The sequence below is a fragment of the Caulobacter segnis ATCC 21756 genome (assembly GCF_000092285.1).
Classification (GTDB): domain Bacteria; phylum Pseudomonadota; class Alphaproteobacteria; order Caulobacterales; family Caulobacteraceae; genus Caulobacter; species Caulobacter segnis.
Genome location: NC_014100.1, coordinates 2,986,388 through 3,001,988, shown reverse-complemented (window position 1 = coordinate 3,001,988; position 15,601 = coordinate 2,986,388). Strand labels below are relative to the sequence as shown.

Genomic DNA, 15,601 nt, shown 5'->3' with positions numbered 1-15,601 from the left:
TCCCGGATCGTTCTTGTCGTTGTCGAATGCCGTTCAGGCGGCGAGGCGATAGATGCGCCGCGCGGCGCCGGCGAACAGGGTCTCGCGCTCGTCGTCGCTGAAGCGGGCCGTGATGGCGTCATAGGCGGCGTAGAAGGCGCCAAACGCGCCATGCACCTTCTCGACGGGGAAGTTGCTCGCGAACATGCAGCGCTCGACGCCGAAGGTCTCGATCACCCGCAGCACGAAGGGCTCCAGGCTTTCGACGGTCCAGGCTCGATCGATCATCGCCAGGCCGGAAATCTTGCAGCTGACGTTCGGGCGCTCGGCCAGCGCCGCCAAGCCGTCGCGCCAGGCGGCGAGGCCGGCGTCGTCGCGATCCGTCGGCATGCCCGCGTGATTGATGATCAGCGGAATGTCCGGATGGGCGTCGGCCAGCTCGGCGGCCACGGTCATTTGCGAGGGATAGAGCTGCAGGTCGAACGACAGACCGTACTTGGCCAGCAGCGCGAAACCCTCGCGCCAGCGGGCGTCGAGCAGCTTGTCGGCGGGGCCGTAGGTCTTGGCCGGGTCCTTGTGCCAGTTGACGATCTGGCGGACCCCTCGGACGTTCCGGCGCGCCGCGTGCGCGGCCAGCATCGCTTCGACGCCAGGATCGTCGAGGTTCGCCCCGGCCACGATGCCGCCGATCACGCCACGCTGGTCGGCGATGGATTGCAGCCAGTCGGTTTCCGACAGCTGGTCCTTGGGCGGCAGGCCGCATTCGACGTGCACGACCTCGACGACGTTCCAGCCCTTGGCGTCGGCCAGATAGTCGTCGAGGCGATAGGACTTGTAGGCGATCGGCGTCATGTCGCCGGCCGGGTTATTCGGCAGCGGCGTGTCCTGAAGCCAGGCGTAGTAGTGCCGATCGAGGTCCCACAGATGCATGTGGGGATCGACGATGGGGCCCGTGTACGCCATGGCTCCAACCTTCCTAGAACGTGGTCCGGCCGCCGGAGGTGTCGAAGGTCGCGGCGGTGGTGAAGCTGCACTCTTCCGACGCCATGAAGCAGACCATGGCGGCGCTCTCGTGGACTTCGCCCAGGCGACCCATCGGGATCTTGCCCTTCATGTACTCGACCTGGCTTGGCGGCAGCTGTTCCAGGATCGGGCTTTCGAAGGTCGCCGGGGTGATGCCGTTGGCGATCACGCCCTTGGTGGCCAGTTCCTTGCCCAGCGACTTGGTCAGGCCGATCACCGCCGCCTTTGACGCCGAATAGGCGCCGGCGTTGGGGTTGCCTTCCTTGCCCGCCACCGAGGCGACGTTGACGATCCGGCCATAGCCGTTCGCCAGCATGAACGGCACGACGGCCTTGCAGCTGTAGAAGACGCCGTTGACGTTGATGTCGAACACGCGCTTCCAGCTGTCGGTCGGATACTCGTACACGGTCGCCGTGGCACCGGTGATCCCGGCCGAAGCGATCAGAATATCGATCCGGCCCAGCGCAGCGTTGGCGGCCTGGGCGGCGGCCAGGACCGCGGCCTCGTCGGAGACGTCGAGCGCGACGGTGTGGCTCGCGCCGATCTCCTCGGCGGTGGCCGCGAGGGCTTCCGCATGGAGATCCCAGAGCGAGACCTTGCCGCCTTCGGCGACGATCCGGGCCGCGACGGCCTTGCCGAGACCGGAAGCCCCGCCGGTGATCACGGCCGTGCGGCCAGAAAAGCGATTGGTGAAGACGGTGCTCACGCGGCGCCTTCCTTGGTCCAGGAGACGACGATCTGGCGCTGCTCGCCCAGCTTCTCGATGCCCAGGCGCATCTCGTCGCCGGCCTTCAGGTAGACGGGCTCGGGCTTCTGGCCCATGCCGACGCCCGGAGGGGTGCCGGTGGTGATCAGGTCGCCCGGCTCCAGCGTCATGAATTCGCTGATGTACGAGACCAGCTTGCTGATCGGGAAGATCATGGTCTTGGACGAGCCGTCCTGCTTGCGCTGGCCGTTGACCTCCAGCCACATGCCGAGGTTCTGAGGATCGCCGACCTCGTCCGAGGTCACCAGCCAGGGACCGATGGGGCCGAAGGTGTCACAGCCCTTGCCCTTGTCCCAGGTGCCGCCGCGCTCGATCTGGAAGGCGCGTTCCGAGACGTCGTTGATCAGCACGTAGCCTGCGACATAGCCCAGGGCCTCGGCTTCCGAAACGTAGCGGGCGCGCGAACCGATCACCACGCCCAGCTCGACTTCCCAGTCGGTCTTCAGCGAGCCCTTGGGCAGCATCACCGGGTCGTTGGGGCCCTGGATGCAGCTTACCGCCTTGGTGAAGATCACCGGCTCTTCCGGGATGGGCAGATTCGACTCGGCGGCGTGATCGGCGAAGTTCAGGCCAACGGCGATGAACTTGCTGACGCTGGCGATCGGGCAGCCGTAGCGCGGCGCGCCCTCGACGAGGGGCAGGGTGGTCGGATCGATCGACGCCAGGGCGTTGAGGCTGGCGGGCGACAGCTGGGCGCCGGTGATGTCGGGCACGTGGCCGGACAGGTCGCGGATCTGGCCATCGGAGTCGAGCAGGCCGGGCTTCTCAGAGCCCTTGGGGCCGTAACGGAGCAGTTTCATAGGTCTCGCCTTGAGGGAGGTCTAGCGGGCGTAAGGCCGGTGGAGACCGACCTCGCGATTGAGTTCGACGCCGAAGCCCGGCGCGTCGGAGAGCTTGAGCTTGCCGTTCACCGGCACCGGCTCGCCGATCAGCTGCGGGTGGAACATCGGCACCACCTCATCAGCCTTCGGAGCCATCATCAGGAACTCGGCGAACGGGCTGTTATGGCGCGTGATGACGAAGTGGTAGCTGTAGACGCTGGAGCCGTGCGGGATCATCATCACGCCCTTGCTGTCGGCCAGGTTGGCGATCTTGATCAGCTCGGTGACGCCGCCGCACCAGCCCACGTCCGGCTGGATGATGTCGCAGCATTCCATCTCCAGCAGCATGCGGAAGCCCCAGCGGGTGGCCTCGTGCTCGCCAGTGGTGACCAGCATGCCGGTCGGGGCATTCTTCTTCAGGTCGCGATAGCCCCAGTAGTCGTCGGGGCTCAGCGCTTCCTCGATCCACTTCAGGCCATACTCATGGGCCTTGTGGGCCAGCTTGGTGGCGTAGTTGAGGTCCAGCGACATCCAGCAGTCGAACATCAGCCAGAAGTCTTCGCCCACGCGCTCGCGCATGGTCGCCAGCTCCTCGATGTTCTTGCGAAGGCCTTCCTCGCCCTCGGCCGGGCCGTGGTGCAGAGGCATCTTGCCGCCGATGAAGCCCATCTGCTTGGCCAGATCCGGCCGGGCGCCCGTCGCGTAGAAGGTCAGCTCGTCGCGGACCTTGCCGCCGAGCAGGGCGTAGACCGGCTCCTGCCGAAGTTTGCCGAGAAGGTCGTAGAGGGCCAGGTCGACGCCGGAGATGGCGTTCACCACCAGGCCTTTGCGGCCGTAGTACTGGGTCGAGAAATACATCTGGTCCCAGATCTTCTCGACCTCGGTCGGGTCGCGGCCTTCCAGGAAGCGGGAAAGGTGCTTTTCGACGATGTAGGCGGCCGGTTCGCCGCCAGTGGTCACCGCGAAGCCGATCGTGCCGTCGGCGGCCTCGATCTCGACGACCAGCGTGCCCAGCACGTTGATGCCAAAGCTCTGCCGGCTCTGGCGATACTCCGGATAGCGCGACATCGGGGTGGCGATGTGGTCGTCGATCCAGTGGCCAGCGCCCTGATCATGATAATCGGCGCCGCCGCCACGGACGACAAAGGCGCGGACGTGTTTGATGACGGGGAACGCCATATACGACGAGGCTCCAACCTATTGGGGCGATCGCCCTCGACGACGCCCGAGACAAGGAAGGCTCGTCCGCCGAATATTTCGGCAAGACCGAGCGCGGTTTTGGCCGCGCCTACCTCCCCAATACAACCTATGACACGCTATCGGTCTGCATGGTCCGCGACTTGGAAGAGTCGCCGACCGTCCGCTTGCCTTGCGTTCCACAATATGAGAGGTAGTGCTATAAAATGAAACGAGCGTCAAGGGGAGCGGAGACGATGGAGGGGGACGACAAAACGGCGCCCAAGTCTCCGAGCGGCAGCCAGACTCTGTTCCGCGGGCTGGACCTTCTGGATGTGGTCGCGGAGTCCGGAACCATCGCCTTGCCGGCGCTGGCCAAGCAACTAGGCCTGACCCGCAGCACCACTCATCGTCTGGCCACCGCCCTTGTCGAGCGTCGGTTTCTGTCTCAAGCGCCGCGCGAAGGCTACAGCCTCGGTTCGAAGCTTCTGGAGCTGGGCTATCTGGCCAGCCAGCAGATGGATCTGCCGCGCATCGCCAGGCCCCATCTCGAGAAGCTGTGGGAAGAGACCGAGGACACCGTGCACCTTGGCGTGCTCGATGATGGCCGCGCGCTCTATCTCGACAAGCTGACCGGTCGGCGTCGTATCAACATCAGCTCGCGCGTCGGCGATCGCCAGCCCATCCGATCGACGGGGCTGGGCAAGGCGCTGGTGCTGGACGAGGTCGAGGATCGCTTGCGCGACCTCTACCGGTCGGAAGGGCCGCCGGCGCCCGGCGCGCCCGACGAGGCCCAATGGATCGACTGGATGCGCGACTACGCCAAGCGTGGCGTCGCCTTCGACCTTGAAGAGAACGAGGACCGCATCCGCTGCGTCGCCGCGCCGATCCGTGGGCCCTCGGGGCTGATCGTCGGGGCGATCAGCGTTTCGGGCGCGGCCCAATACATGGACGACGACCGCATGAAGGCGCTGGTCGACGACGTCCGTGACACCGCCAACGCTATCGGCCGAGACCTCGGCTGGAATGGCAAAAAGACCGCCCGCAAGGGCTAGACGAGTTGTAACGGAGTGGAGGAACGATGCTTCTGAAGGACAAGGTGGTGCTGGTGACCGGCGCCTCGCAGGGGATCGGCAAGGCCGCCGCGATCGGTTGCGCCCAGCACGGCGCCGACGTGGCGATCAACTACCACTCCGACGAAGCAGGCGCGGCCGACGCCGTCGCCCAGATCGAAGCGCTGGGCCGCCGCGCCATCGCGGTGAAGGGCGATGTCGCCCAGGTCGAGACCGCAGGGGCCTTCGTGGAAGCCGCCGTGGACGCGTTCGGCAAGGTCGACGTCTTCGTCAACAACGCCGGCATCTGCCCCTTCCACGCCTTCCTCGACATGCCGCCCGAGGTCATGGAGCGGACGATGAAGGTGAACCTCTTCGGCGCCTACTACATGGTTCAGGCCGCGGCCAACCAGATGGTGAAGCAGGGTCACGGTGGCGCGATCATCGCCGTCAGCTCGATCAGCGCCCTGGTCGGCGGCGGCATGCAGACCCACTACACCCCGACCAAGGCCGGCGTGCACAGCCTGATGCAATCGACGGCGATCGCGCTGGGCAAGCACGGCATCCGCTGCAACTCGGTGCTGCCGGGCACCATCGAGACGGCCATCAACAAGGAAGACCTCGCCGACGTCGCCAAGCGCGAATACATGGCCGGCCGCATCCCGCTGGGCCGCCTGGGCGAGCCCGACGACCTGGCCGGGCCGATCGTGTTCCTGGCTTCGGATCTCGCCAAGTACGTCACCGGCGCGGCTTTGCTGGTCGACGGCGGCGCCTTCGTGAACCTGCAGTAGCCATGATCGTCTCGTCCACGACGGACTTTCGCGAGGCGGCGCGGCGCAAGCTGCCGCGCTTCCTGTTCGACTATATCGACGGCGGCGCCTACGCCGAGCGGACCCTGGGCCGCAACGTCTCGGACCTCGCCGACATCGCCTTACGCCAGCGCGTGCTGAAGGATGTCTCCGCCGGAGATCCCTCGACCACGCTGTTCGGCGTCAAGCAGGCCTTGCCGGTCGCCTTGGCGCCGGTCGGCCTGACGGGCATGTACGCGCGACGCGGCGAGTGCCAGGCCGCGCGGGCCGCCGCCAAGAAGGGCGTGCCGTTCTGTCTGTCGACGGTCTCGGTCTGCGACGTCGACGAGGTCAGCAAGGCGTCGTCGGCGCCGATCTGGTTCCAGCTCTACGTGTTGCGGGACCGCGCCTTCATGCGCGACCTGCTGATCCGAGCCCGGGAAGCGGGCGCCACGGCCCTGGTCTTCACGGTCGACATGCCCGTGCCCGGCGCCCGCTATCGTGACGCCCACTCCGGCATGAGCGGACCGAACGCGGCCGCGCGGCGCATAGCCCAGGCGATGTTCAAGCCGGCCTGGGCCTGGGACGTCGGCGTGATGGGGCGCCCCCACACCCTGGGCAATGTCGCGCCGGTGCTGGGCGAGAACTCCGGCCTCGAGGACTTCATGGGCTGGCTGGGGGCGAACTTCGACCCCTCCATCCAGTGGAAGGACCTCGAGTGGATCCGCGACCTGTGGAAAGGTCCCCTGATCATCAAGGGCGTGCTCGATCCCGAAGACGCCAAGGCCGCGGCCGACATCGGCGCGGATGGCGTGGTGGTCTCCAACCATGGGGGCCGCCAGCTCGACGGCGTGCTGTCCAGCGCCCGGGCGCTGCCGGCGATCGCCGACGCGGTGGGAGACCGGCTGACCGTGCTGGCCGATAGCGGCGTGCGCTCCGGCCTGGACGTCGTGCGGATGTTGGCGCTGGGCGCCAAGGGCGTCCTGCTGGGCCGAGCCGCCGTCTACGCCCTGGCCGCGCGCGGCGAAGCGGGCGTCACCCAGCTGCTGGACCTGATCGAGAAGGAAATGCGCGTGGCCATGGCCCTCACCGGCGTGCGCGACGTCGCCAGCATCGACCGGTCCATCCTCGCGGAGCTCAAATCATGATCGCCGCCTTGGCTCTGGCCGCCGCCCTGACGACAGCTCCGGCGACCTCGGAACCGCGCATCATCATCGCCAGCGACTCCACCGCCGCCAACTACGGCGCCGACCGCTATCCGCAGATGGGCTGGGGCATGGTCCTAAAGTGCTCGCTCGATCCCGCCGTCCAGGTCGTCAACCTGGCGCGCGGCGGCCGGTCGACCAAGACCTTCATCGAGGAAGGCCTCTGGGACCAGTTGGTCGCCCAACTCAAGCCGGGCGACACGGTCCTGATTCAGTTCGGCCACAACGACGCCGACACCAAGAAGATGGAGCGCCACACCGATCCGAACGGCGCCTATGACGTCAATCTGCGACGGTTCGTGGCCGACGTGCGAGCGAAGAAGGCCACGCCGGTGCTGGTCACGCCGATCGCCCGCTGGATGTGGGAGAACGGCGAGCCGAAGGATGCTCACGGTCCTTACGTGGCCACCATCCAGCGAGTGGCGAAGGACCTGAAGGTCCCGCTGGTCGACCTGGACGGCGACATGATGGCGGCCTTGAAGGCGAGGGGAGAGCTGGCCTCGCAGCGGCTCTATCTCCAATACAAGCCCTACGACCAGATCGCGCGCTATCCGGATGGGATCAGCGACGACACCCACATCAACGAGCAGGGCGCTCGCCTGGGCGCGGCGCTGGTCGCCACGCGACTGGCCAGCCTGAAGCTGCCGATCTCGCGTCACGTCCGTCCGGCGTCTGTCGCCGGGCAGCCGCGGCTAGGCGGACCAAGCTGTCCCTGACGACATAACTGGGGAGGAAACCATGAAGCTCTTGCGCGCCGGTCTGCCGTTGGCGGCCATCGCCGCTGTCCTGATCGCAGGCCCCGGCTTCGCCGCGCCGAAGCCCAAGCCCGCGATCGTCGCCGCGCCGCTCTCGACGTGGTCGGCCGCCTGGGGAATTGCGCCGTTGCAGTCCGTCGCAGTAGCGCGGCCCAACGAAGTCCGGTTGTTCTCGGATGTCACCGCTCGCCAGGTCGTCCGCCTCAATCTCGGCGGGGACGCCATTCGCCTGCGCCTGACCAACGAGCTGAGCGAACGCACCCTGAAGGTCGGCGCGATGTCGGTGGCGCTGGCGAGCGCGGACGGAAAGATCCAGGGCGCGCCCATCGCTGTCACATTCGGCGGCAAGCCCGAAGCGTCGATCGCGCCCGGCGCGCCGCTGCTCAGCGATCCCATCGCCTTGCCGGCCAAGGCCATGGACCACCTGTCGGTCGCGACCTTTTTCGTAGAGCCGACCGCGCCGGCGGGCCATCGTGTCCGTCTGTTCCTCTCGCCGCAGGGTAACCACACCGCCAAGACCGAAATTCCCGGCGAGCAGGCGACGCGCGGGCCGGGCCTGATCTCCGGGGTGGAGGTGCGCGGCGTCAGCCAGCGCCCCGTGATCGCGGCCATCGGCGATTCCATCACCGAAGGCGCGCGCTCCACGCCGGACGCCGACATGGGGTGGCCCGAGCAATTGGCGGCCCGGATCGCCGCGCGGGGCGACGCGTTCGGCGTCGTCAATGTGGGGATCAGCGGCGGCCGGCTGCTGCGCGAGGGATCTGGTCCCAGCGCCCTGACCCGCTTCGACCGCGACGTGCTGTCGATCCCGGGCCTATCGGGCGTGGTGGTGCTGGAAGGCATCAACGATATCGGCCGCGCCGCCCAGCCAGGCTACGCCAGCGAGGCGGTGACCGCCGATGAGCTGATCGCCGGCTATCGCCAGCTGATCGCCCGGGCGCATGCGCGGGGCGTCAAGGTCTATGGCGGCACGCTGCTGCCGTTCGAGGGCGCGATGTACTTCCACGCCGCTGGAGAGACGACGCGTCAGGCGGTCAACGGCTGGATCCGCAACAGCGGCGAGTTCGACGGAGTCATCGACTTCGAAGCGGCGATGAAGGATCCGGCCAAGCCCTCGCGCATGCTGGAAGGCCTGCACAGCGGCGACTTTCTGCACCCCGGCGACGCGGGTTACGCCCGCATGGCCGAGGTCGCGGACAAGGCGCTGTTCGGCGCCCGCTGAGGAGCGCCGAGGTTGCGGCGCTTACGGCTGCGCCTTGGCGATCTCGACCGCGTAGACCTGATTGGCGCCGTGCATGTTCGAGCGGAACACCAGCCACTTGGCGTCTGGCGTGAAGTTGACGTTCGGCTCCAGGCGATAGTCGTGGCCGCGCATGTCGACCAAGCGCTCGGCGTCAAGCACGCCGGGGCTGATCAGGTGTTCGGCGCCCGGCGCGTGGATGCCGGCGACATCGGGGATGGCGCGGGGCTTCAGCAGCACGATCCATTTGCCGTCGGGCGCATGGGCGACCATCTCGCTGTCGCCGCCGTCACCGGCGAACAGCTTGCCGTCGGGCGATGAGTTGAAGTGCACCGACCAGGCGTTGCGCTCCAGATGCAGCCAGTTGCGCTTGCCGGTGGCGATCTCGTAGCCGGCGACCCAGAAGTCCTCGCCGCGCGGGGTCTGGAGGTCGTACCAGACCGTCTTGCCGTCGGCGCTGAACCATTCGTGGCCCGCGATCTCCATGTTCATGGTGCGGGTGTGGATCTTGACCGGCGCATCATTCGGCTTGTCGGTTCGAACCAGCCACAGGCGGTCGACCTTGTGCCAGGGCCCCTCGTGACAGAACATCAGGAGCCCCGGATCAGTCGGCGAGAACTGCAGGTGGTTCAACCAGTCCGTGGCCTGGTGCACGACCTTGCGTTCGCCGGTGACCGTGTTGATCGTGAAGATCTCCATCGGGATACGGCTGTCCAGGCGCGCATTGAGCTGCACCTCGCGGCCCTCCGCGTAGGATAACTCCTTGCCGTCGGCGCTTTTGACGTCGTCCGGGTTCTTGGGGAGGGCGTCGGCGAGGTTCGGTGGGATCGCGACGTCCGTGCGCACGGCGACGCCGGCCAGCAGCGTCTCGTCGGCGTTGAGCGTCTGCAGGCCGCCGCGGTCCATCTTGGCGACCTCGCGCGTGGCCTTGGTATATGGATCGGTCGCCATGACCGCCTTGGGGCCCATCGGATCGACGGTCAGAGCCTTCTCGTAGTAGACCGCGCCCGTCTTGCGTCCGACGAACAGCAGCCGGACCTTGCCCTCGACGATCTTGGTCAGCGCTCGGGTCTTGAGGTCCATGGCCGTGATGCCGGTCGGCGTCGAGAACACCAGCCGATCGCCCTTGGGCGTATAGGCGTTGTAGTTGAAGTACAGGCTGGAGCTGCCGGCTTCGCGTGACAGGCGCACGATCCGGTGGCCGGTGGCCTTGTCGACCCATTCCACCGGCGGTTCGGGCGCGCCGGGCTTGGCGGCGGTCTGGAGGTCTTGGGCGCTCGCGGCGCCGACGAGAAGCAGGGCGGCCGCGCCGCTGATCAGGAACGACTTCATTGCGACGCCTTCCGCGTGATGATCGCGACCGGCTTGGGCGTCTTCATGCCCGCGCCGAGATGGAAGCTGGTGTGGGGCGGTTGGTTGTAGGCGGTGTTCTGCCAGGCGATCGACACGCGATATTGCGGGTCATGCATCAGCGTGACCAGGCGGCGGTCGGTCGGATAGGGCGTGGCGTAGATCCGCAAGGATCTGTTGTCCTCCGCACGCAAGATCAGCTCCTCGCGCCAGTCGCCCAGGATGTCGGCCGACAGGGTCGGCGTGGCCTTGGTGCCATTGTTCGATGTCATGCCCTCGGCCGTCAGCAGCGGCGTAGTCTGGCCGGTCTTCCAGTCCCACTTGCTGATCTGGTTCCTGTCGAGCAGCTCGCGAAGCTCGTCGCCGTCCCACCAGATCGCGAAGTTGGTCTGGCGCGGGTGCTTCACGCCGTCGATCGGCTTGCCTTGCGCCGTGTAGAGCGCCTCCTGGTTCGAGCCCCAGGCTTCGTCGCCGGGGAAACGAGGGTCGATGTCGGCGGCGAGGCCGCGGCCGGTGTCCTTGTCCGTCGGCGTGCTCCAGAGGACCTTGCCGGTCTTGGCGTCCAGCATGGCCGCGCCGACACCACCATTGGCCTTGGGGCTCTCGTGAACCCCGAACTTCTCAAGGCCCGGGCGGGTAGGGTCCAGGTCGCCGACATGCATGGCGTCGCCGTGGAACAGGCGCGCGCTCCACAGACCCTGACCGTTGTCGTCGATCGCCATGGAGCCGTAGAGAATCTCGTCACGGCCGTCTCCATCGAGGTCGGCGACGCTGAGTTGGTGGTTGCCTTGACCGCCGTAGGCTTCATTTCCCGGCGCGGCGCTGTCGAACAGCCAGCGCTGCGTCAGCTTGCCGTCGCGATAATCCCAAGCAGCGACGGTGGAGCGGGCGTAGTAGCCGCGGCCCATGATGATGCTGGGCCGCTGGCCGTCCAGATAGGCCGTGCCCGCCAGGAAGCGATCGGAGCGGTTGGCGTAGCCGTCGCCCCAGACCTCTGTCATCTGCTCGACGGAGGGCGCATCCGTACGCGGATCGCGCGGGGGCGAGTAGGGCGCGCTGGCGAGCGCCTTGCCGGTCGCGCCTTCGAAAACGGTCAGGAACTCGGGGCCCTTGAGGATTCGGCCCTGGACCTTGGCGACCTTGGTCCCGTCCGGTTGGACGAAGGCCCCGGTGCGGTCGGCCTGGGGCCGCTCGCCGCCGGTCTCGCGCCAGTCGGCGTTCGGATCGCGCAGCGCCTTGCCGGTTCCGTCTATCGTTCCGTCGCTGGTGCGGACGGCGATCTCGGCCTTGCCGTCGCCGTCATAGTCAAAGACCTGGAACTGCGTGTAGTGCGCGCCGGCCCGAATATTGCGGCCCAGGTCGATACGCCAAAGCCGCTTGCCCTCCAGCGTATAGGCGTCGAGGTAGACGTCGCCGGTGTATCCGCCGAAGGCGTTGTCCTTCGAGTTGGTCGGGTCCCACTTCAGGACGATCTCGTAACGCCCGTCACCGTCCAGGTCGCCGACGCTGGCGTCATTGGCCGTGTAGGAATAGGTCTCGCCCGTGGGCGTAACGCCCGTCGGCGGCGGCTCGATCGGGATCGAAAGGTAGCCTTCGGTCCAGACCGTGGCCGGAGCGCTGTCAGGCCCCTCCTTGCCCTTGGTGACAAGACGAACAGCGTAGGTCCCGGCGCCTGGCGTCGTGTCGACGAAATTGGCGCCGCGCGATAGCGGCGCGCCGTTCAACTTCCTGCCGTCGCGATAGAGATTGAAGGCCGCGCTCGACGGATCATCGCCCAGCAGGCGCCAGCTGACGAGAACGCCGCCGCCGGAGGCCGGCACGGCGACCACGCCGCGATCCAGTGACTCCATCCAGCGGGGGGCGGCTTGCGCGCCGGCGCCGGCGCTGATCAAGGCCAGGGCGCAAACGCCTGCCTGAATTCGTTTTTTCCTGTGGAAAAGCATCGGCATGGCGACCTCCCTCAAGGCTTACACGGGCCCCGGGGCCGCCCTAGGAGACGGCTTCTGGAGGCTTGTTTCACGCCTGCTCGGGCCATTCGCGTTACACCATGAAACCCCCATTTTGTCTTCCCACAAATTGCATTGACATCTCATTATATGGAAATTAGGACTCAATCCCAAGAATGAGCCGTTGTGCGTCGATCGCGTCCGGGGTTGGAGCGTCACGTGCATCAGGCGTCCAGCCGTCCTCAGCCGGGTCGGCAAGGTCTATGTAAGGGAGGGACAACATGCATTTCTCGACGACCCGTCGCCGTAAGGTCGCCGCCACCGCGTCTATCCTGGCGCTGAGCGCCGGCATCGCCATCGCCGATCAAGCTATGGCTCAGACCGCCCCCGCCGACGCCTCGGAGGCGACTGTCGTCGAGGAAATCGTCGTCGGGACGCGCGCCAGCCTGCAATCGGCGATGAATCGCAAGAAGCGCGCGGGCACCATCTCCGACTCGATCGTCGCCGAGGACATCAGCCAGTTCCCCGACAAGAACGTCGGCGAGGCCCTGGGGCGCATCACTGGCGTTCAGCTGGCTCGCGACTTCGGTGAAGGCAACGCGGTCTCGATCCGTGGCGTCGAGCCCGACCTGAACCGGGTCGAAATCAACGGCATGAGCACGCTGTCCACGGCCGGCAACCTGCAGGTCTATGGCGGCGGCGGTCGTTCGAACGACTTCCGTGAACTGGCCTCGGAGCTGGTTCAGTCGATCGACGTGTTCAAGGGCTTCACCGCCGACATGACCGAGGGCGGCGTCGGGGGCACGGTCTCGGTCAAGACCCGCAAGCCGCTGGACTTCAAGAAGCCCACGCTGTCGCTGACCGCTTCGGCTCAAAATCTCGACACCGCCAGCAGCTGGAAGCCGCGTGGCAACCTGTTCGCCGCGACCCGCCTGCTGGACGGTCGCCTGGGCCTGATGGCCAACGTCACCTACGACAAGGTCGATACGCGCGGCGACTATGTCCGCAACACGTCCTGGGGCCGCTTCGCGGACTTCGACAACTCGGCCGACAAGACGGTCGACTACTACAGCACCGCCTACAACGCGCAGATCAATGCGCTGGCCAAGGGCGTGACGAGCCAGGCGAGCTGCAACACGCTGACCACGCCTGACGCGACCCAGATCTCGACGACCAACTTGCGCAACGCCTGCTTGTCGCAATGGTATGACTATGCGCCCCGGACCGCCCGCTACGGCGTCTGGACGCGCAGCGACGAGCGCGTCTCGGCCGAGTTCACCGCTCAGTATCGCTTCACCGACAAGATCGACGCCTGGGTCAGCTACAATCGCAACGAGCGTAAGAACCGCCTGAACGACATCAACTACGGCACCGACTTCACCTCGGCCACGCGTCTGCGTAACGCGGCCTCCGCCACGGCATGCTCGAGCACCGACACGACGGCGTCTTCGGTCAAGGTCGACGCCAACCACAACGTCACCTCGTACACCCTGGGCAACTGCCTGACGACGTCGGGCGCTGGCGGCTATGGCGGCTTCGGCATTAGCGCCCGTGACTTCTCGAACGATACGACCAGCAACTACTACAGCTTCGGAGCCAACTATCGCGGCGACCGTCTGCAGGTCGAATTCCAGGGCTCAAAGGCCGACACCAGCAACGTCGCCCAGACCAACAACGTCAGCGTGACGTTCGACACGCCCGGAATGACGGTTTCTCTGGACCCGGCGACTGGCAATCCTTCGTTCGCCTTCGCCAGCGGCTACAGCCCGTCCGACGCCTCGGCGATCCGCCAGTGGCAGATCCAGTATCGTCCCTCCAACGCGGCCTCCAAGGAAGAGCAGTACAAGCTCGACTTCGACTACGACACGCGTCTGCGGTTCATCCCGAAGATCGAGTTCGGTGGTCGCATGACCGACTTCTCGACCAAGGGTTATGGCTACGGCGGCTTCATCCTGAACCCCGGCTCCAACCCGTATTCGACGACCGACGATACGGTGATCTATTCGAACGCGGTGAACTCGACGGCCACGATCCTCGGCTCGCAGGCCGCCGACCAGACCAATCCGGTCAACGCCTCGGCCGCTTCGACCACGGGCTACTGGTCCACGACCGAGACCTGGTCGCGCGCCTTCTCGAACTCGGTCTTCGCCCAGGCGATGACCGGCCTGCCCAGCGACTTCTATTTCGGCGGCGGCTCTATCCCGTCGACCTGGAACTACCCGAACTTCGCGTCGGTGGCGCAGTATCTCGACACCTCGCACTTCAACCTGAACAACCTCGAGAAGACGACGGGAAGCGACGGCAAGGCCTACAGCCAGTTCCCGTACAACATCGCTGAAAAGACCGACGCCCAGTACCTGAAGTTCAACTACGAGTTCCCGCTGGCCGGCTTCGACGTCGAAGGAAATTTCGGCGTTCGCCGGGTCCACACCGAGACCAGCGGCAGCGGCGTCTCCACGCGTCAGCAGACCTACGCGGCCACCAACGGCGGGTCCTCGACGACCTATACGATCGGCAACTCGCTCGCGAGCATGAAGAAGAGCTACACGGTGTGGCTCCCCAGCTTCAACGCTGGCCTTTGGGTCATCCCGAACCAGCTGGCCGCCCGCGCGGGCTTCGCCCAGCTGATGGCCCGTCCGCGGATGGACTTCCTGATGCCGACGGTGACCTGCACGACCGACAACTCGCCCGACGCGAACGGCGAGTTCGACGAGCCGAGCTGCACCGCCGGCAATCCCGAGCTGAAGCCGTACCGCGCCAACCAGTACGACCTGTCGTTCGAATACTATCCGAACAAGGACACCCAGGTGTCGGTCGGTCTGTTCAAGAAGGACATCAGGTCGTTCTACGTCTCGAGCCGAACCCTGATCGGCAAACGTGACGTCTATGGCGACGGTACGCTCTACAACTACAACACCTATATCAATGGCGACGGCGCCAAGATCTCGGGCGTGGAAATCACGGCCAAGACCGCCTTCACCTTCCTGCCCGGCATCCTGTCGGGCCTGGGGGTCGACGCCAACTACACCTATCAGAAGGCCAAGAACGTCGAGCTCTATTCCCAGCTAGACGGTTCGCCGCTGCCGTTCCCGGGCCTGTCCTCCGACAGCGCCAACCTGACGGTCTGGTACGACAAGGGGCCGATCAACGCCCGCCTGGCCTACAACTACCGCTCCAAGTATCTGGTCTCGGCCGCCGACAACTCGGGTCAACCGGTCTACCGCGACGCGACCGGCTACCTCGACGGCAAGGTCACGTGGAAGCCGAAGCAACTGTTCAACCTGCAGGGCCTGTCCTTCTTCGTCGAAGGCAAGAACCTGACCAAGGAAGAAGAGCGCTCGACCGCCGGCGACATCCGCCTGACCGAGCTGGGCTACTTCGGTCGCCGCTTCTTTGTCGGCATGGGCCTGAAGTTCTAAGGCGCGACTGGGGCGAGGCGCTGCGGGCGCCTCGCCCCTTTATTTCTGCGATCGGAAGAAGCCGGCCGAGGACTCCTCGCG

General features: G+C 66.3%; 12 protein-coding genes. 6 read left to right on the top strand and 6 right to left on the bottom strand.

The features are described from left to right. Positions 1-33: 33 nt before the first annotated feature. The 4 genes from CSEG_RS13750 to rhmD are packed head-to-tail and all read right to left on the bottom strand — an operon-like array spanning position 34 to position 3,768. The gene (locus CSEG_RS13750; protein WP_013079846.1) at positions 34-942 is read right to left on the bottom strand and encodes an amidohydrolase family protein; all 909 of its coding nucleotides are present in this window, start codon (positions 940-942) and stop codon (positions 34-36) included. Between the two features lie 13 nt (positions 943-955). Next, entirely contained in the window at positions 956-1,708 is a 753-nt protein-coding gene (locus tag CSEG_RS13745) for an SDR family NAD(P)-dependent oxidoreductase (RefSeq protein WP_013079845.1), read from the bottom strand. After that, positions 1,705-2,568: a fumarylacetoacetate hydrolase family protein gene (locus tag CSEG_RS13740; RefSeq protein ID WP_013079844.1), complete on the bottom strand. Its 864-nt coding sequence runs from the start codon at positions 2,566-2,568 to the stop codon at positions 1,705-1,707. The genes CSEG_RS13745 and CSEG_RS13740 overlap by 4 nt, the downstream gene beginning before the upstream one ends. Before the next feature lie 21 nt (positions 2,569-2,589). Next, complete coding sequence (rhmD, locus tag CSEG_RS13735; RefSeq protein WP_013079843.1) at positions 2,590-3,768, bottom strand: L-rhamnonate dehydratase; 1,179 nt, start codon at positions 3,766-3,768, stop codon at positions 2,590-2,592. Between the two features lie 254 nt (positions 3,769-4,022). On the opposite strand from rhmD, the gene CSEG_RS13730 reads away from it, so the two are divergent. From CSEG_RS13730 to CSEG_RS13710, 5 genes are read left to right on the top strand one after another with little or no spacing between them, the layout of a single operon-like run. Next, the gene (locus tag CSEG_RS13730; RefSeq protein ID WP_013079842.1) at positions 4,023-4,820 is read left to right on the top strand and encodes an IclR family transcriptional regulator; all 798 of its coding nucleotides are present in this window, start codon (positions 4,023-4,025) and stop codon (positions 4,818-4,820) included. Between the two features lie 26 nt (positions 4,821-4,846). Beyond that, positions 4,847-5,608: an SDR family NAD(P)-dependent oxidoreductase gene (locus CSEG_RS13725; RefSeq protein WP_013079841.1), complete on the top strand. Its 762-nt coding sequence runs from the start codon at positions 4,847-4,849 to the stop codon at positions 5,606-5,608. 2 nt (positions 5,609-5,610) lie between these two features. Further along, a complete protein-coding gene (gene lldD, locus CSEG_RS13720; RefSeq protein WP_013079840.1) occupies positions 5,611-6,753 on the top strand; it encodes an FMN-dependent L-lactate dehydrogenase LldD in 1,143 nt (380 codons plus the stop codon). Next, complete coding sequence (locus CSEG_RS13715; RefSeq protein ID WP_013079839.1) at positions 6,750-7,526, top strand: rhamnogalacturonan acetylesterase; 777 nt, start codon at positions 6,750-6,752, stop codon at positions 7,524-7,526. The genes lldD and CSEG_RS13715 overlap by 4 nt, the downstream gene beginning before the upstream one ends. 22 nt (positions 7,527-7,548) lie before the next feature. Continuing rightward, positions 7,549-8,787, top strand: a complete 1,239-nt coding sequence (locus CSEG_RS13710; RefSeq protein ID WP_013079838.1) for an SGNH/GDSL hydrolase family protein — start codon at positions 7,549-7,551, stop codon at positions 8,785-8,787. A 21-nt stretch (positions 8,788-8,808) separates the two neighbouring features. Here CSEG_RS13710 and CSEG_RS13705 read toward each other — a convergent pair whose 3' ends face one another. Together CSEG_RS13705 and CSEG_RS13700 are read right to left on the bottom strand one after the other, a co-directional pair. Beyond that, complete coding sequence (locus CSEG_RS13705; protein WP_013079837.1) at positions 8,809-10,137, bottom strand: oligogalacturonate lyase family protein; 1,329 nt, start codon at positions 10,135-10,137, stop codon at positions 8,809-8,811. Continuing rightward, positions 10,134-12,104 carry a rhamnogalacturonan lyase gene (locus tag CSEG_RS13700; protein WP_013079836.1) on the bottom strand — a complete coding sequence of 657 codons (1,971 nt, stop codon included), beginning with the start codon at positions 12,102-12,104 and terminating at the stop codon, positions 10,134-10,136. The genes CSEG_RS13705 and CSEG_RS13700 overlap by 4 nt, the downstream gene beginning before the upstream one ends. Before the next feature lie 278 nt (positions 12,105-12,382). Here CSEG_RS13700 and CSEG_RS13695 point away from each other — a divergent pair, with 278 nt between their 5' ends. Further along, positions 12,383-15,520, top strand: coding sequence for a TonB-dependent receptor (locus CSEG_RS13695; RefSeq protein WP_013079835.1), 3,138 nt, complete (start codon positions 12,383-12,385; stop codon positions 15,518-15,520). Positions 15,521-15,601: the final 81 nt, after the last annotated feature.